Origin of the sequence: Micromonospora sp. NPDC048947, assembly GCF_040649495.1 — a bacterium.
In the GTDB taxonomy this organism is placed as follows: domain Bacteria; phylum Actinomycetota; class Actinomycetes; order Mycobacteriales; family Micromonosporaceae; genus Micromonospora; species Micromonospora alfalfae.
In genome coordinates this window covers 1-17,390 of record NZ_JBEZFO010000018.1, presented here as the reverse complement: position 1 = coordinate 17,390, position 17,390 = coordinate 1, and the positions used below count along the sequence as shown (strand labels likewise).

Annotated in this window: 11 protein-coding genes, 2 tRNA genes and 1 pseudogene; 5 read left to right on the top strand and 9 right to left on the bottom strand. The window is 70.8% G+C overall.

What is annotated here, in order from left to right; translation table 11 throughout:
• Positions 1–15: 15 nt before the first annotated feature.
• Positions 16–264 carry a hypothetical protein gene (locus AB0B98_RS24035; RefSeq protein WP_030336617.1) on the bottom strand — a complete coding sequence of 83 codons (249 nt, stop codon included), beginning with the start codon at positions 262–264 and terminating at the stop codon, positions 16–18.
• Between the two features lie 163 nt (positions 265–427).
• Here AB0B98_RS24035 and AB0B98_RS24030 point away from each other — a divergent pair, with 163 nt between their 5' ends.
• Positions 428–4,201 (top strand): S8 family serine peptidase, encoded by a 3,774-nt coding sequence (locus AB0B98_RS24030; protein ID WP_357365462.1) that lies wholly within the window; start codon positions 428–430, stop codon positions 4,199–4,201.
• Positions 4,202–4,318: 117 nt separating this feature from the next.
• On the opposite strand, the gene AB0B98_RS24025 is transcribed toward AB0B98_RS24030, so the two are convergent.
• The 6 genes from AB0B98_RS24025 to AB0B98_RS24000 form a co-directional block, all read right to left on the bottom strand.
• Positions 4,319–4,395: transfer RNA gene (locus AB0B98_RS24025), tRNA-Met, on the bottom strand.
• A 135-nt stretch (positions 4,396–4,530) separates the two neighbouring features.
• Positions 4,531–4,604, bottom strand: a tRNA-Met gene (locus tag AB0B98_RS24020).
• Between the two features lie 87 nt (positions 4,605–4,691).
• Positions 4,692–5,630, bottom strand: a complete 939-nt coding sequence (locus tag AB0B98_RS24015; protein WP_357365460.1) for a hypothetical protein — start codon at positions 5,628–5,630, stop codon at positions 4,692–4,694.
• A complete protein-coding gene (locus AB0B98_RS24010) occupies positions 5,620–6,129 on the bottom strand; it encodes a SigE family RNA polymerase sigma factor (protein WP_357288081.1) in 510 nt (169 codons plus the stop codon). Before AB0B98_RS24010 ends, AB0B98_RS24015 begins: the two co-directional genes overlap by 11 nt.
• 191 nt (positions 6,130–6,320) lie before the next feature.
• On the bottom strand, positions 6,321–9,305 hold the full coding sequence (locus tag AB0B98_RS24005; RefSeq protein WP_357365458.1) for a UPF0182 family protein: 2,985 nt from the start codon (positions 9,303–9,305) through the stop codon (positions 6,321–6,323).
• A gap of 96 nt (positions 9,306–9,401) precedes the next feature.
• Complete coding sequence (locus AB0B98_RS24000) at positions 9,402–10,415, bottom strand: PDZ domain-containing protein (protein WP_357365456.1); 1,014 nt, start codon at positions 10,413–10,415, stop codon at positions 9,402–9,404.
• A 184-nt stretch (positions 10,416–10,599) separates the two neighbouring features.
• Here AB0B98_RS24000 and AB0B98_RS23995 point away from each other — a divergent pair.
• Positions 10,600–11,784: pseudogene (locus AB0B98_RS23995) on the top strand (zinc-dependent metalloprotease); the annotation flags it as partial.
• Between the two features lie 310 nt (positions 11,785–12,094).
• Here AB0B98_RS23995 and AB0B98_RS23990 read toward each other — a convergent pair.
• Both AB0B98_RS23990 and AB0B98_RS23985 read right to left on the bottom strand, forming a co-directional pair.
• Positions 12,095–12,703 carry a hypothetical protein gene (locus tag AB0B98_RS23990; RefSeq protein ID WP_357365454.1) on the bottom strand — a complete coding sequence of 203 codons (609 nt, stop codon included), beginning with the start codon at positions 12,701–12,703 and terminating at the stop codon, positions 12,095–12,097.
• 648 nt (positions 12,704–13,351) lie between these two features.
• Positions 13,352–13,882 (bottom strand): M48 family metallopeptidase, encoded by a 531-nt coding sequence (locus AB0B98_RS23985; protein WP_357365452.1) that lies wholly within the window; start codon positions 13,880–13,882, stop codon positions 13,352–13,354.
• A 512-nt stretch (positions 13,883–14,394) separates the two neighbouring features.
• Between AB0B98_RS23985 and AB0B98_RS23980 the strand changes: the two genes are divergently transcribed.
• From AB0B98_RS23980 to AB0B98_RS23970, 3 genes are all read left to right on the top strand, one after another.
• Complete coding sequence (locus AB0B98_RS23980; protein WP_167457767.1) at positions 14,395–14,565, top strand: DUF5679 domain-containing protein; 171 nt, start codon at positions 14,395–14,397, stop codon at positions 14,563–14,565.
• A gap of 235 nt (positions 14,566–14,800) precedes the next feature.
• On the top strand, positions 14,801–15,913 hold the full coding sequence (locus AB0B98_RS23975) for a hypothetical protein (protein WP_357365450.1): 1,113 nt from the start codon (positions 14,801–14,803) through the stop codon (positions 15,911–15,913).
• Positions 15,910–17,256 carry an AarF/ABC1/UbiB kinase family protein gene (locus AB0B98_RS23970; RefSeq protein WP_357365448.1) on the top strand — a complete coding sequence of 449 codons (1,347 nt, stop codon included), beginning with the start codon at positions 15,910–15,912 and terminating at the stop codon, positions 17,254–17,256. Before AB0B98_RS23975 ends, AB0B98_RS23970 begins: the two co-directional genes overlap by 4 nt.
• Positions 17,257–17,390 lie beyond the last annotated feature (134 nt).

Below are 17,390 nucleotides of genomic sequence, written 5' to 3'. Positions count from 1 at the left end.
GCGCCTCGGGCCCGGTCAGCGCGGCGGGCCACCTCGCCGGTTGCGCATCAGCCGCAGCACCAGGAACACGACGATCGCGACGACCACCAGGCAGCAGAGCAGCGGGAGCACCCCGAAGCCGCTGCGGCCTCGCCGCCGGGCGGCCTCCACCACGAGTTCGCCGGTGCCCGTGGACGCCCAGGCCGCGACGGGCACGAAGACCGCCAGTACGACCGCACCGAAGACCGCGCTCAGGCGGCCCCACCACTTACCGAATGAAGACATGTGCCCATCCTCGCCGAAGGGCGCAACCTCGGCACGTCGGTCCACGCCGAATCACGGGACCGGATGGTCCGGAAGCTCTCCGGCCGACGCGCAACGCGCTCGCAACGTCCCGGCAAAGATGATGATCTTTACATGAATCTCTCGAGGTGATCGGATTCGCCTCATGCCCAACTCTGTAGACAGTGCGCGGATCTCTCGCACCCGAAGATCTGCGGCGGCAGCGGTAGGCGTCACAATCGTCGCCGCTCTCCTCACCCCCACGGCGGCGCGCGGCGCCCCACCGCCCCCACCGCCGCCGACGGGACCCACCCCGAGCGGCAACGCGGACCGCACACCCGTCACTGTCACGCTGATCACCGGCGACCGGGTGACGGTGACCCCGGGCGTCCACGACGCAACCCCCTCGGTGGACGTCAAGCGCGCCCCGGGCGCCACCGGCGCCGTACGCGTCTCCACTGAGGGTCGGGACACCTACGTGTACCCGGACGAGGCGTTGCCGTACCTCGCCACCGGTCGACTCGACAAGCAACTGTTCGACGTCACCCAGCTCATCGCCCAGGGCTACGACGACGCCCGTACCGCCGAACTCCCCCTGATCGTCACCCGCACGGCGGGTGCGGCGAAGCTCAGGGCCGGCACCACGCTGCCGGGCGCGCAGACCACGCTGGCGCTTCCCTCCGTCAGTGGTGAGGCGATCCGCACCCGCCGATCGCAGGCCGCGGACTTCTGGTCAGCCCTCACAAGTGGACGGTCGACGACCGGCCGCAGCGCTGCCACCCCGGCGCCCTCCTTCGCGGCCGGCATCGACAAGGTGTGGCTCGACGGCAAGGCGAAGGCCGCCCTGGCCGACACCACCGCCCAGATCGGCGCGCCCGCCGCGTGGGCCGCGGGTGGCACCGGCAGCGGTGTCCGGGTCGCCGTCCTGGACAGCGGGGTGGACACCACCCACCCGGATCTCGCCGATCAGGTGGTGGCCTCCCGGAGCTTCATCCCCGGTCAGGACGTGATCGACCGCAACGGGCACGGCACCCACACCGCGTCCACAGTCGCCGGGACGGGCGCCGCCTCCGGCGGCAGGGAACGGGGTGTGGCCCCCGACGCCGACTTGGTGATCGGCAAGGTCCTCGACGAGTACGGCAGCGGGTCCATCTCGGGGATCATCGCGGGCATGGAGTGGGCGGCACGGGCCGAGCACGCCAAAGTGATCAACATGAGCCTCGGCGTGAGCGCGTGGCACACCCAGGACGACCCGCTGAGCCAGGCCGTCAACCAGTTGACCGCCGAGACGGGCGCCCTCTTCGTCGTGGCCGCCGGCAACAGCGGACCAGACCCGTACACGCTCGGTGCGCCCGGTACCGCTGACGCCGCGCTGACAATCGGCGCGGTGGACACCTCCGACCACCTGGCGGGCTTCTCCAGCGTCGGGCCCCGGATGAACGACGAGGCCCTCAAGCCCGACATGACCGCTCCCGGGGTGGACGTGCTGGCGGCACGCTCGCAGCACATCTCCTGGGGTGAGGGCTACTACTACGTCGACAGTGGCACCTCGATGGCAGCGCCGCACGTCGCCGGGGCGGCCGCCCTGCTGGTGCAGAAGCACCCGACCTGGAGCGCGCGGCAGATCAAGGACGCGCTGATGAGCACCAGCGCCCGTACGCCCGACTACGACGCCTACCAGGCCGGTAGCGGTCGGTTGAACGTCGCCGCCGCCTACCACCAGGACCAGGTCATCGCGTCCGGGTCGGTGGACGCCGGGCTCGTCGGCTGGGGCACCGCACCACAACCCATCAAGCGGACGATCACCTACACGAACACCACTGACAGCCCGATCGCGGTGGAGGTCTCCGTCGACCACGGCACCGCCCCGGCGCAGACGTTCACGGCAACCGCCGACCGTGTCACGGTGCCCGCTCGGGCCAGCGCGACGGTCGACGTCGTGGTGGCCCCGGCCGGCCTTCCCGCCGGCAGGTACTCCGCCCAGGTCACGGCCCGCTTCGCCGCCGGCGAGGTGCACACGGCCGTCGGGGTCGCCGTCGAGTCCAAGAAGTACGACCTCACCATCCACCTGAAGGACCGCGCCGGCCGGCCCATGAGCGGCGAGGTCGAGGTTGTCAACGCCGAGACCGGCTCCGCCTTCATGTGGGTGCCGGACGGAAAGCTCACCGCCCGCCTGGCGCCCGGCTCCTACACAGTCGTCACGGGGGCGGACGTGGAGGGTCTGCACGGGCCCCACTCTCTCGGACTCGCGATGCTGACGGCCCCCGAGGTCGACCTGACCACCAACCGGGTCGTGGAACTCGACGCGGCGCGGGCCCGCCAGGTGAAGGTGGCGACTCCCCAGCCGACCGCCGTCGTCAACAGCAGAATCGACGTCTACCGCTCCTTCACCTCGAGCGAGCCGACACCCACCGACTGGAGCGCACTGCGCGAGACGTTCTGGCCGGGCGCCGCCTACGACAGCCTGTGGGCCCTGCCGACCAGTGGCAAGGTGCGCAAGGGCAGCTTCGTCTTCACCACCCGGATCCGTGCCGAGCAGACGCCGCTGGCGATCAGCTACCACGGTCGGCACCTCAGCGCCCCGCTCGCGCAGCCCGGTGCCCTGCCGCTGCCCGACGGCACCTCACGCCTGGACGCCGTCTTCGCGGGAGCCGGCGGCGACGCCGACTACGCCGGTGTCTCCGCCCGCGGCAGGGCCGTGGTCGTCCGCAGCAACGAATCGGTGCCCCCCACGGACCAGGCAGCGGCGGCGCACACCGCCGGTGCGGCGATGCTCGTCGTGGTCAACGACCGCGCGGGCCGCAAGAGCGACTGGTACGGCAACCCCGACGCCGTGACGACCGGACCGGTCCCGGTGGCCTCGGTGACCATGGACGAGGGCGAGGCGTTGATCCAGAAGATCAGCGCTGCCGGCCGTACGCCGCTACGACTGGTCGTCGTCGCCCACCCCAGGGCGAAGTACCTGTACGACCTGGTGGACTACCACAGTGGCGGGGTGCCGAAGGACCCGTCCGCCAAGACCGACCCGCGCAACCTCGCCCGGATCGATCTCACCTTCTCCCCGCCCCCGGGGAAGCAGTCCAGCGAGACCCGGATGGACTTCCCGCCGTACGAGTACGGGGCGGCACGGCCGTTCCCGTTCGAGCCGGTCGCGCCGGGGCCACGCACCGACTGGGTCTCCGCGGGCGGCGGCATCAAGTGGATGCAGTACGCCGACGTCGCCGACTGGGCGCGCTCCAACACGGAGGCCATCGCTTACCGGCCGGGCAGCGTCCAGAAGGACCGCTGGTTCGGACCCATCACCCGGCCGCGTCTGCTCAGCACCGAGATCCCGTTCCGTGGCGAGACCGCCATGAGCGCCTACATCCAGGGGTTCGGCGACGCGGGCGCCGCCCACAGCGGCGGGGCCAGCATGTCGCAGATCGCCACGTTCTATCAGGGCGACAAGCAGCTGACCCAGTTCAACGGCTGGCCGGAGGTCGGCGCGGGTGACCTGTCACCGGAGAAGCTGCCGTACCGGCTGGTCGTCGAGACCACGGGCAAGCCCGAGTTCAGCCCGTACTCGACCGCCACGCACACCGAGTGGAGCTTCGTCTCCGGCGGCAGCACTGAGGTGCAGGCCATCCCGCTGGTCCAACTGGACTACGGAACGGACGTGGACGTCGCGGGTCGGACGAAGCGCCGAACCGACTTCTCGATCACGCCGGTGGTGGTGGGCAGCACCGCTGCCCGCGACGCGGTGTCGTCACTCCGGTTGGAGATCTCCTACGACGACGGGGCGACCTGGCGGCGGCAGGACCTGCGGGAGAAGAAGGGAACCTGGCAGGCGTCGCTGAACGCACCACGCTCTGCCGATTTCGTGTCGATCCGGGTCACCGCCGAGCAGCGCAACGGCGGCGGCGTCACCCAGACCGTCACCCGGGCCTTCGGCCTGCGGTAGAACCCGCCGGGGGCCGGCGCCGACGAGGTGCCGGCCCCTGCGGGCCCCTCATCACGACAGCGGCACCAAACAAGTCCGGCCCCCACACTGTGGGGGCCGGACTCATATCACTTTCAGTGGTAGCGGGGACAGGATTTGAACCTGCGACCTCTGGGTTATGAGCCCAGCGAGCTACCGAGCTGCTCCACCCCGCGTCGACTGGTTAAGACTAACTCACCCGTTCCGGGCGATGATCAGTGGGGTCGGCATCCGCTGTGGCCGGCATCCCGGAATGTCGAAAGCCCGCCTCCGGTGAACCGGAGACGGGCTTCGAACTGGTGTTTCTCTCGTAGCGGGGACAGGATTTGAACCTGCGACCTCTGGGTTATGAGCCCAGCGAGCTACCGAGCTGCTCCACCCCGCGTCGGTTCGATAACCGTAGCGCACCGACCCGGGACACCGCAAAGCGACTCCGATACCGCCGACACGGACAGCTCTGACCTGGGCGTTGTCAGTCGAGCCAGTTCTCGATCGCCGCGACAGCCCGGCGACTGTCGGCGTCGACCTGGGACCGAACGGCCGCCGTGTGCTCCCAACCCTGCTCCCAGAGCACAGTCACCACGTCGCCGACCCGGACCGCCCGGACCAGCCGAACCTCCTCCGTACCCGGCTCGCCCATCCCGTCCGGCATCGGGGCCCGCATCTCGAACAGCACCGACGCGTCCCCATACACCTCAGAGGCCAGCAGCCGCTGTCGCCACGTCCTGTTGTCGCCGGGCAGCTTCTGGTCGGGGCAGCCGCGCACTGCCTGCCGCAACTCCCGCAACGCGTCGTCGGCACGGCCCGCCCGGTAGATGGTGATGGTGTGCCGGTAGCTGCCGTCCGGCACGTGCCCCGTCGGCGTCTCCGAAAACTTGTAGGCCAGGTAGCGACCACGGCGGTGGACCATTGCCGAGTCGCTGGGCAGGCGCGCGCCGCACAGCGTCGGCAGTGCCGGGCCCTCCCCCGAGGATTCCAGTCCGGTCCGATTCGGGGCCGCCAGCAGGAAGAAGGCGCGGTCCGGAATCGAGGTGGGCGGCCGAGGCACCGCCGGTCCGGTGACCGGCTGCGACGGCGTACCGCTCGGGGTGGTCCGCGACGGCGGCGGGGACGACTGCGTCGACGCCGGGGTCGGCGTGGGTGACGGCCGGGAGGTCGCGGTCGCCCCGGTCGGCGGCGGGCCCGGGGTGTCGGCGGGCGGCGGCAGCGGTGCGGAGCCGTCCGCCGGGTACGCCAGTCGGCCACCGACGACAACCCCGCCCACGAGCAGGGCCACCGCGAGCGTCGAGCCGGCAACCCGGGCCCGGGCCCGCCGGTCGGCGAACCGCCGAAGCGACTCGGGATGGCTCAGCTCGTGCCCGTCCGCGACGGTGCTGAGCGACCGGTACAGGTCAGAGAGTTCAACTGACATCGTTCGCCTCCAACTCCACTGCGCTGAGGTCGGGCAGCAGCGCGGCCAGCCGGGACCGGCCTCGGGACAGCCAGGACTTCACGGTGCCGACCGGGACGTCGGTCTCCCGGGCGATCTCCTCGACGGACATGTCGAAGAGGTAGTGCAGGGCCAGCGCCTGCCGGTGCGTGGCGGGCAACTGCCGGAGCGCTCCGGCCAGGAGCACCCCGTCCTCGCTGGGCGGGGGTGCCACCGCCGGCGGTCCGGTGCGGCTCAGCACCACCCGCCAACGGTGCAGGCGCCGCCAGCGGTCGGTCGCCAGCCGGGCCACCACGAGCCGCAGCCACGCCTCCGGCGCCGGATGCGACGACAGTCGCCCCCACTGCCGCCAGGCCCGGGTGTACGCCTCCTGCACCAGGTCCTGCGCCTCGCTGTGGTCGCCGGCGACCGCATAGCCGTACCGCAGCGTCCGCCGGGCGGTGCTGCGGTAGAAGTCATCGAAGCTCTGCGCGTCCCGCACGACTGTTCCCCCTCGTCCCCACCCCGTTGCAATGAGGACGGCGGACCGGCGCCGCAGGTTGCGGGCCTGGGCGGTGCTGTCGGTGACGTGACAGATACCCACAGATCAGGACAACGGCCGAGCCCCCGCCGCTCGGACCTGATGCGGTCCAAGCGACGAGGGCTCGGGGAGGAACTGCGTGCGGTGCCGGGTCAGCCGCCAGCACTCGGGCTGGCACCAGGCGCACCGGCAGCCTGCTGCGCCTGCTGGAACGCGGTGAGCGCCTCGTCGAGGGCCTTCAGCGCACGCCCGTACCGCTCGAAGTCGCCCGACGTCTGCGCGGCCCGGACCTCGGTGATCGCGGTCTGCACCCGGTCCGCGGCGGCAGCCAGGTCACCTGCCGGCGGCGGGGTGCCGGCGCTCGGGGTCGGCGTCGGCGTCGCCGAGCCCGAAGGCGTCGGCGTGGGCGTGGGCGTCGTCGGGTTGCCCCCTGTCGTCGGCGGCGGCGACGTGCCCTGCCCGGCCTTCTTCCCCTGCTCGACCAACTGCTTGATGCCATCGTTGATGTTGTCGGCGAGAGCCACGAAGGAGCCGCCGTCACCATACGAGAGCAGCACCTTCTGCAACAGCGGGTACGCGTCCTGCTGGTTGCTCTTCACGTAGACCGGCTCGACGTAGAGCATCCCGTCGGCGAACGGCAACGAGAGCAGGTTGCCGTACTGCACCTGCGCCTGGTTACTGGAGAGCAGGTTGAGCTGCTGACGGATGTTCGCGTTGTTCGTCATCTGCTGGTGCACCTGCACCGGGCCGGAGATCCGGGTCTGATCCGGCAACTCCAGCACCTCCAGCCGAGGCTTCCCGTCGACGTACGACCCGGAGATCAGCGCCGCGAGGTTCTGCCGGCCGTTCGGGGTGACCGCCGAGGTGAGCTGGAACCGGGGGCTCTCCTGCCCCGGGAACTGGGTGAACAGGTAGTACGGAGGCTGCTTCTGACCGCTGTCCGGGGCGTCCGGCACGTTGGGCACCTGCCAGAAGTCCTGTGCGGAGTAGAAGTCACCCGGGTTCGTCACGTGGAACTTGGTCAGCAGGTTGCGCTGCACCTTGAACATGTCCGCCGGGTAGCGCAGGTGCTCGCTCAACTCGACCGGGATCTCCGCCTTCGGCAGCACCAGGTCACCGCCGAACGCCTTGTTCCACGCCTTGAGCACCGGGTCGGTGTCGTCGTACTCGTAGAGCTTCACAGTGCCGTCGTACGCGTCGACAGTGGCCTTCACCGAGTTGCGCATGTAGTTGACGTCTTCCCGGGCCAGCTGGAAGGTGCCCCGGTTGGTCAACTCGTCGGTGGTCTCGGTCTGCAGGTTGACCTTCTCCGCGTACGGGTAGGAGGCCGCCGTGGTGTAGCCATCCACGATCCACTGCACCCGACCGTCGACCACCGCCGGGTACGGGTCGCCGTCCAGTGTGAGGAACGGCGCCACCTTCTCCACCCGGTCGCGCGGGTTGCGCACGTAGAGCAGCTTGGAGTCCTTGTTGACCGCCTCGGAGAGCAGGAAGTTCGACTCCTGCTCCTTGATGGCGTACAGCAGTCGCCGGGTGAAGGAGCCGATCTCCACACCGCCCTCACCGGTGTAGGTGTAGGACTCGCCGCCGCCCTCACCGACCGGCCTGTCGAACTCGGCCTTCTTGTTCGGGTCGGACTGCCCGACGATGGCGTAGTCGTCGGCCGCCATCCGCTCGCCGTAGTAGATGCGCGGCTGCTTGGCCGGAATCTGCTCGGTCTGCGAGGAGCACGCCTCCTGGGTCTTCTCGCCGAGGAACCCGGAGACGAAGAACGGCTGCCCTCCGCAGACCACCTGGTTGGCCGGGGCGGCCACCAGCCCGTACCCGTGGGTGTAGACGGTGTGCCGGTTGATCCAGGTGTTCTGCTGGTCGGTCAGCTCGCCGTAGTTGATCTCCCGGACGCCGACCACGTAGTCGGAGACCTTGCCGTTCACCCCGTACCGGTCGATGTCCAGCTTCGGACCGAAGTCGTAGAAGCCACGCACCTGCTGGAGCTGGGTGTACGTCTCGCTGACCAGTTGCGGGTCGAGCAGCCGCACGTTCGACACCACAGCGGTGTCGGTGGCCAGGTTCCCCGGTGGGGTGAGGTTGTTCGCCGCGTACGGGGTCGTTTCGGTGGCCCCCAACCCGAACGCCGCGCGCGTCGCGTCGATGCTGCGCTGGATGTACGGCGCTTCCTTGTCCTTGGCGCTCGGCTTGACCTCGAAGGTCTGCACCGCCCAGGGGTAGATGCCGCCGATGGCAACCGCCGACACGCCGAGCAGCGCCAGCGAGATCCCCGGCCAGACCAGGTTCCGCATCCAGGCGTTGGAGAACACGAGGATCGCGATGGCCACCACGATCGAGATGTAGGCGAGGATCTCCTTCGCCGGCAGCAACGCGTTGACGTCCGCGTAACCGGCGCCGTACAACTTGGCGCCCTCGTTGTACTCCAGCAGCATGGCCCGCCGGTCCAACACGTACGCGATCGCCTTCAACAGCACGAAGACCGCGACCAGGGTGCTCAGGTGCGCGCGGGCCGCGTTGCTCATCCGGTCGCCGACGCCCTGCAGGCGGACCCCGCCGAAGAGGTAGTGCACCGCCAGCGCGCCGATCACGGCCAGCACCACAGCGGTGAAGGCGACCCCGAGCAGGTAACGCCAGAACGGTAGTTGGAAGACGTAGAAGCCGATGTCGACACCGAACTCCGGGTCCTTGATGCCGAAGTCACCGCCGTTGCGGAAGAGCAGCCACTGGTTCCACCGGTTCTGTGCGGAGAGACCGGCGAAGAGCCCGACCACCGCTGCGGTCAGCGAGATCCAGGTGCCGAGCCGCGGGCTGAGCACCATCCGGTAGCGCTCCAGGGTCGCCTGCTCCACCGAGTGCGGACGCAGTCGCGGGCGCAACCGGTAGGCCAGCCAGAGGTTGCCACCGACGATCACCGCCATGCCGAGGCCGATGGCGAGGAAGAGCACCAGCCGGGTGAGCAGGACGCCGGTGAAGACCTCGGTGTAGCGGACCTCGTCGAACCAGAGCCAGTCGGTCCACGCCTGGACGCCCCAGCCGAGCAGGGTGAAGAGCACGAACACCCCGACCAGGACCGCGATGGTGACGCGCCCGCGCCGGCTCATCCTCGGGAGGGGGCTGCTGCTACGCATGACCACTGTTGGCTCCGCACGCTCGATATGATCGGCTCCGACCAGGCACCCAGAGTACGGGGTGTTCCTGAGCGTGTCGGGGCACGGTCACACCGGTCAGCAACGCGTCGGCTGACCACCCGTACGCAACGTCTCCAGAGCGGTCATCGCCTCGTCCAACGAGCCCACCCGCAACAGCGGCAGATCGGGCTGCGGGTTGCGGACCGCCTCCGCGCAGTTGTCCGCCGGGACCAGGAAGACCTTCGCCCCGGCGCGCTTGGCGCCGACCAGCTTCTGGGCGATCCCGCCGATCGGGCCGACGGCCCCCTCGTCGTCGATGGTGCCGGTCCCGGCGATGACCTTGCCGCCGGTGAGGTCGGCCGGGGTCAACTTGTCCACGATCCCCAGGGCGAACATCAGACCAGCGCTCGGCCCACCGATGTCGCCCAGGTCGATGCCGAGCGTGAACGGGTGCGGCTGCTGCTGATCGATCTCGACACCGATCCGCGGTCGGCCGTCCTGCTCCTGGCTGGTCACCGTCGCGGTGGCCGGCACACCGTCACGGGTGTAGCCGATACTCAACGCCGTGCCCGCCGGCTTGGCCCGGACCAGCTCGGTGACCTTCGCCGCCACCGGCACCGGCTGGCCGTCGACCGAGGTGATCAGATCGCCGGCCTTCAGCGCACCGGCCGCCGGGCCGTCCCCGGCCACCGTCTTGATCACCACCTGCACCGGAAAGCCCAACTCCCGCAGCGCGGCGGTCTCCGCGCTGGTCTGCGACGCCTTGAAGTCCTCGGCGTTGCGCTGCTCGACCTGCTCCGTCGACTCCCCCGGCGGGTAGACCAGCTCACGCGGCACCACCGCCTCGTCGTCGGAGAACCAGCCCGCGATCGCCCCCCGCAACCGCACAGTGGGTTGCACCCCCACCGTGGTCAGCCGCAACTGGCCGGCCGAGGTCGAGGTCTCCCGACCGGAGACCTGGATGACCTCCTTACCGTCGGTCGTGCCGAGGGTGTTCACCGTCGGCCCTGGGCCCAGCACCACGTACGGAATCGGCACCCGGAGCACCCCGATGCTCAGCAGGGCGGTGAACAGGGCACCGAGCAGGACCGTCAGGCCACGACGTCTCATGCCGCAGAGCGTACCGACCAGCTGCGGGTCATCCGCCGGATGCGCCGCGCGACTTCGCCCTCAGCGCAACGCCAGCGGCGGCTACCTGGGGCGCGGTCCGCGTACCGTAGATGTCGTGCCTGATATTCCGTTCGGTTTCGCGCTCCCGGGTGGGCAGCCACCAGACCCCAACGATCCCGCGCAGATGCAGCAGTTCATGTCGCAGTTGCAGCACCTGCTCTCCGCGCCGGGCAGCGGGCCGGTCAACTGGGACCTGGCCCGGCAGGTAGCAGCCAGCCAGCTCGCGGCCGCCGGTGACCCGGCAGTCTCAATGTACGAGCGCAACGCGGTCGAGGAGGCGCTGCGCCTCGCCGACCTGTGGCTGGAGCCCGCCTCGGCGTGGCCCTCCGGCATCCAGAACCCCGTTGCGTGGAACCGCAACGAGTGGATCTTCAAGACGCTGGACGTGTGGCGCAAGCTGTGCGACCCCGTCGCCAGCCGGATGGTCGGTGCCATGGGCGACCTGGTGCCACCGGAGGCGCGCGCCCAGCTCGGCCCGATGCAGTCGATGGTGGCCTCCCTCGGTGGCGCGCTCTTCGGCGGTCAGCTGGGCCAGGCCCTCGGTTCGCTCGCCGCCGAGGTGCTCTCCGCCGGCGACATCGGGCTGCCGCTCGGCCCGGCCGGCACGGCCGCGCTGATCCCGGCCAACATCCGGGCGTACGGCGAAGGCCTGGAACTGCCCGAGGACGAGGTCCGCCTCTACGTGGCGCTGCGCGAGGCCGCTCACCAGCGGCTGTTCCAGCACGTCCCGTGGCTGCGTGGGCACGTGCTCAGCGCCGTCGAGATGTACGCCTCGGGCATCCGGGTCAACCGGGAGGCGATCGAGGAGGCGATGGGCCGGGTCGACCCGACCGACCCCGAGTCGATGCAGGCGATCGCCCTGGAGGGCATCTTCACCCCGGAGGACACCCCGGCGCAGAAGGCCTCGCTGGCCCGCCTCGAGACCGCACTCGCCCTGGTCGAGGGCTGGGTGTGCCACGTCGTGGACAGCGCCGCCAGCGACCGGCTGCCCAACGTCGTCCGGCTGGGTGAGGCGTTCCGCCGTCGCCGGGCCGCCGGCGGTCCCGCCGAGCAGACCTTCGCCGCGCTGGTCGGTCTGGAACTGCGCCCCCGCCGACTGCGCGAGGCCGCCGCGCTCTGGGCCGCGCTCACCCAGCACCGTGGCATCGAGGGCCGCGACGCCGTCTGGGGACACCCGGACCTGCTCCCGTCTGACGACGACTTCGCCGACCCGGTCGCCTTCGCGATGAACGACATGGACCTCAGCGAGCTGGACAGCTTCGACTTCACCGCACCCGGCGGAGTGGAGGAGAAGGCCCCCGGCCAGTCCGGTCCGTCGGGTCAGTCCGGTCCGTCGGGTCAGTCCGGTCCGTCGGGTCAGTCCGGTCCGTCGGGTCAGACGGGTCAGACGGGTCAGCCTGGTCCGTCCGACGAGACCGACGGCGAGGGCGACGCCAAGTCCTGACCCCCGCCCATCGACTGCCCGCGCCGCGGGTGCCCACAGATCCACAGCGGGCACCCGCGGCGCGTTCAGCGATGCCGACGGTTCAGCGATGCCGACGGTTCAGCGATGCCGACGGTTCAGCGATGCCGACGGTTCAGCGGTGCCGACCGTTCAGCGTTCGGGCGACGCCGACCGTTCAGGTGGGTCGGCCCGACCCGGAGAGCAGGGCGCGGGTCGCTTCCCAACCCTCGAAGGCCGGGTCCAGCGTGGCCAGGTCAGCCGGGCCGCGCAGTCGTCGCCAGCCGGTGGTGACCGCCACATCACCCGGGCGCGGGGCGTTGGCGCGCGCCTCGGCCGGCGTCGCCGTGTCCAGCTCCAGCGTCGGCAGCCACTCCGGCGCGGGCAGTCGTACTGCGACCCCGAGCAGACCCCTGCCGCCTCCCTCGACCGGAGCCACAGCGACCGGCCTGCTGCTGAGTGGGCGGAGCAGCTTGCCGACGGTCAGCGCGGGCAGGTCAGGCACGTCCCCGACCAGCACTGCCGCCTGGTCGTACCCCTCCAGCACGGCGAACACGGCATTCGGCGTCGGCTCGGCCACCTCGTACACCGCCGTACCGGGCCACACCAGCGCATAGGCCAGGGCCCGGTCGGCCGGGGTCACCGCGACCGCGACCTCCACCTCGTTGAGCGTGGCGAACAGGTCGATGACGTCTTCCGCGAGCGCCGCTCGCCATTGCGCCAGGTCGACCCCGGGCGGCGACCAGTGCACCGGCCCGAGCATCGCCACCACCACCCGTCGCGCCATCCCCCGACCCTAGCGCCCCGCCCAACCCGGCCACCCCACCCGGCCACCCCACCCACCCGGCCCGACCCAGGTAGCTGAGACCAACCAACCCTCCGACCCACCCACGCGAGACCAACCAACCTGCCGGCCCACCCCACCCGAGATCAACCAACCCGCCGGCCCACCTAGGCGGGGCCAACCAACCCGCGGGCCCACCCGTCCGAGGGCGATCAACCCGCCGGCCCACCAACCCGTGGCCGACCAACCCGACGCAAACCATCCGACCCGGACAATTCGACCCCACCCCGAGCGGCCCGGTGCGGCTCGGCATCATGATCGACTCGGCTTCATGGAAGTCGCGGTGTCCCGGCAGCCTGGACAGCGCGGTTTTCAGGAAGGCGAGTGGATCTAGGCCGATCGCGCGTCAGACAGCAGTCGGCGCTCGGCGCGGCGCCCAGGGGCTCGACGCGCGACGCCTGAAGAACGCAGGGCCCGAAGAACGCAGGGCCCGAAGAACGCAGGGCCCGAAGAACGCAGGGCCCGAAGAACGCAGGGCCCGAAAAGCCCGACGCCCGAAGAGCGCGGCACCCGAAGAACGCGGGGCCCGAAGAACACGACGCTCGTCCGAAAGGTTCGACGGGCTGCGCCAGCGCCTCGGGGGGGTGTGGGTCAGGTGGGGAGCGGTGCGCAGGAGGAGGCGGCGACACCTTCGAGGTAGCCGCGGGCACGTTCCGACTTGGGGTAGCGACCGACCAGCGCCCAGAACCGGGCGTTGTGGCTGGGCACGATGAGGTGCGCCAACTCGTGCAGCAACACGTAGTCGATCACCCATTCGGGCATCTCCTGGACGCGGTGCGAGATTCGGATGCTGCGGTCCGCCGGTGTGCAGGAGCCCCACCGGCCGTTCTGGTTGGTGACCCATCGGACGCTGGCCGGCACCGCTTTCGTGGCATATCCGGCGAGGTAGAGGTCGATGAGCCGATTGGCGCGTTCCAGCAGCTCGGCGTCGGACCGGGCGAGGCGCCCCTCCCGGGCGGCGAGCCGGGCGAGCATCCGGTCGACCCACTCGCTCTCCTCGGCACGGGAGAACTGGTCGGGGATGAGGACGACCACTCGCTCACCGTCACGGTACGCGGACACCGTGCGTCGTCGACGCTGACTGCGCCGCACCTCGACGACCGGCTTGCGCGTCCCCGCCATCACTGGCCCGCGCAGCCTCGACTACGTGTCACGAAGGAAAGCTAATGCCCACTGACCAGGGGTCCGCAAGAGTCAACCGCACGACACGCGCCCAGAAAATGGTGATTGGTCGCCAGGCGTCCCGAAAATTTCTTGACCGTAGCGCCATCGCGCCATCTCGTCACCCTTGGTGAACGCCGATGGCGCCGGTGCGCGGCACGTCTCCACCGTAGGTGATCACCGCCCCGAATGCCGCCGCAGGGGCACTCGCACGGGTGGCTGTCAGGGTTTGGTCGGCGTGTCCCCGCCAAACTGACTTATCCGACCTATTTCGCCATGCACACTCTCGACGTCGACTTGCTCACAGGCCGATGCACAGCTGACATGGAACCGCCCAGACCTGGGTAGGGTCCGCGGACCAGCGGTCACGAAGGTGGCCGCGGAGTGAGACCCAGCGCCGGCGCCCCGTGTGGCCCGCCGCCGGGCACCCCGCCGGGACGGCATTGACCGGCGGACGAGACGAGGAGGGCACCGTGGCCGACCAGGCCCAGACGACCTACAACGGTTACTGCGTGAAGTGCAAGGAGAAGCGGGACTTCGAGGGGCACGTCGAGGTCTCGAAGACCGGAATGAACATGGCCAAGGGCAAGTGTCCGGTATGCGGTACAACAGTGAACCGCATCCTGGGCAAGGCCAAGGTCTGACCCGAACGGGTGAACGGGGGTGGGGGGGGGGGGGGGGCCCCCCCCCCCCCCCCCCACCCCCGTTGCCGGATCGGGAGTACGTGCCACCGCTGCGGTAGCCCCTGTCGGGTGACCGACAACGAGCGCGAGGGGCTGTGGAAAACCTGTCAAATCCTGTGGATAGCGCTGGACAGCGGCCTGACCGCCTGTGGACAACGATCGACTGAACGCGAAGATGCGGTCACGATTCGTGACCATGAGCCGCACCGTATTAGCCCGCCCCACCCTGCTGCCCGGCCTCAACCGGCTCTGGCGGGACCGGCACACCCTCCAACTCGGCGTCGGCCCTGGGCCGGCCGCCCTACTGGAGTTGGCCAACCCCCGCGCCGCCCACCTGCTCGACCTGCTCGACGGCACCCGCAGCGAGCGGACCGTGCTGATCGAGGCGGCGTCCGCCCAGGTCAGCGCCGACGACGCGCGTACCCTGCTCGACACCCTGCGGGCCGCCGGCCTGTTGGTGGCCGCGCACAGCCTGCTCCCCCGCGACCTGACCGGCCCGGTCCGCGCCCGGCTCGCGGCGGAGGCCGGCGCGCTGGCCCTGGCCGCCGCCCGGCTGCCCGGCACCCCAGCGCAGGTCCTGCGTAGGCGGCGGACGGCCCGCGTCCTGCTCACCGGCGCCGGGGCGCTCGGCGGGCCGCTGACGGTGGCGTTGGCCCAGTCCGGTGTGGGGCAGGTGATTCCCCAGCTCACCGGCCCGGTACGCCCCGTCGACCTGATCGGCACCGGCATCCCCGCCGCCGAACTCGGTCGGCCGCTGGCACCGGCGGTGCGGGCTGCTGTCAACCGCGTCGCACCGGGCACCGGCACCCATCCGAGCCGCGCCGGCCGGATCGACCTGGTGATCCAGCTCGGCACGGACCGGCCTCCGGCGCTGCTCGCCGCCGGTCTCGCCCAGCGCCGGCAGCCACACCTGCTGGTCACGCTGCGCGAGGGCGTACCGGTGATCGGGCCGTTGGTCCGCCCACCCGCCGGACCCTGCCTGCACTGCGTCGAGCTGCACCGGGCCGACCGCGACCCGGACTGGCCCCGGCTCGCCGCGCAACTCGCCGCCGCCGACCCGACGGCCGCCGCAACGACAGGCACGCTGCTCGTCGCCTGCGGGTACGCCCTGGCCGAGGCGCTGACGCAGCTGGACGGCGGCCAACCGGAGACGCTGGGTAGTGCCATGGAGATCACCGGTGCCGGCTGTTTCCGTCGTCGGGGTTGGCCGCCACACCCGGCGTGTGGGTGCTCGCGAGGCCGAGTGTCCGCACCAGCCCGGCCGCAGAGCAGCAGCGGGGCCCTCCGGTCGGTAACAATGACCGGGTGACCGACATCCCGCGCCGCGCCGTGTCCCGCACCGCCAAGCTCGCCGCCCTGCCGCTCGGCTTCGCCGGCCGGACCGTTCTCGGGATGGGAAAGCGCGTCACCGGGCTGGCCTCCGACGTGATCTCCGCGGAGATTCAGCAGCGCACCGCCGAGCAGCTGTTCAGCGTGCTGGGCCAGCTCAAGGGCGGGGCGATGAAGTTCGGCCAGGCACTGTCGGTCTTCGAGGCCGCATTGCCGGAGGAGATCGCCGCGCCCTACCGGCAGGCGCTGACGAAGTTGCAGGAGGCTGCGCCACCGCTGCCGGTCGCCAGCGTGCACAAGGTGCTGGCCGAGCAGCTCGGCCCCGACTGGCGGGACCTGTTCGTCGAGTTCAACGACGTTCCGGCCGCCGCCGCGAGCATCGGCCAGGTGCACCGGGCGCGCTGGCGCGATCCGGGCTTCGACGAGTCGGGCGAACCGAACAGCCGCGACGTGGCGGTCAAGATCCAGTATCCGGGGGCCGGCGACGCCCTGCTCGCCGACCTCAAGCAGCTCTCCCGACTGGGCGGAATGTTCCGGGCCATCCAGCCCGGCCTGGACGTCAAGCCGCTCCTGGCCGAGCTGCGCGAACGGATCACCGAGGAGTTGGACTACGAGTTGGAGGCCGAGTCGCAGCGCACCTTCGCCGCCGCGTACGCCGACGACCCGGAGATCTACATCCCGGAGGTGGTCAATGCCTCGCCCCGGGTGCTGGTCACCGAATGGGTGACTGGCACCCCGCTGGCCGACATCATCCGCGAGGGCACCGAGGAGGATCGGGACGAGGCGGGTCGGTTGATGGCCACCCTGCACCTCTCCGCGCCGCAGCGGGCCGGGCTGCTGCACGCCGATCCGCACCCGGGAAACTTCCGGTTGCTGCCCGACGGCCGGCTCGGGGTGATCGACTTCGGTGCGGTGGCCCGGATGCCGGAGGGCACCCCGGAGCCGATCGGTCGTATCGCCGCGACGGCCCTGCGCGGCGATGCCGACGAGGTGGTGGCGGGGCTGCGGTCCGAGGGGTTCATCGGCTCGGCCGAGGAGATCGACGCCGAAGGGGTGCTCGACTTCATCCGCCCCATGCTGGAGCCCATCGCGGCGGACGGCTTCCGGTTCACCCGGGCCTGGCTACGGGCCGAGGCGGGCCGACTGGCCAGCCCGCGCTCCCCCACGTACCAGCTGAGCAGGCAGCTCAACCTGCCACCGTCGTACCTGCTGATCCACCGGGTGACGCTCGGGTCGATCGGGGTGCTCTGCCAGTTGGAGGCGAAGGCCCCCTACCGGAGCATCCTGGAGCGCTGGCTGCCCGGCTTCGCCCCGGTCGCCTGACGACATGGGGAAGGGGGGGGGGCGGGGGGGCCCCCCCCCCCCGGGGGGGGGGGGGGGGGGGGGACGCCCCCCCCCCCCCCCCCCACAAAATAAGGATACAGAACACCAATAAAAAAAAGACAACCAGAAGGAAA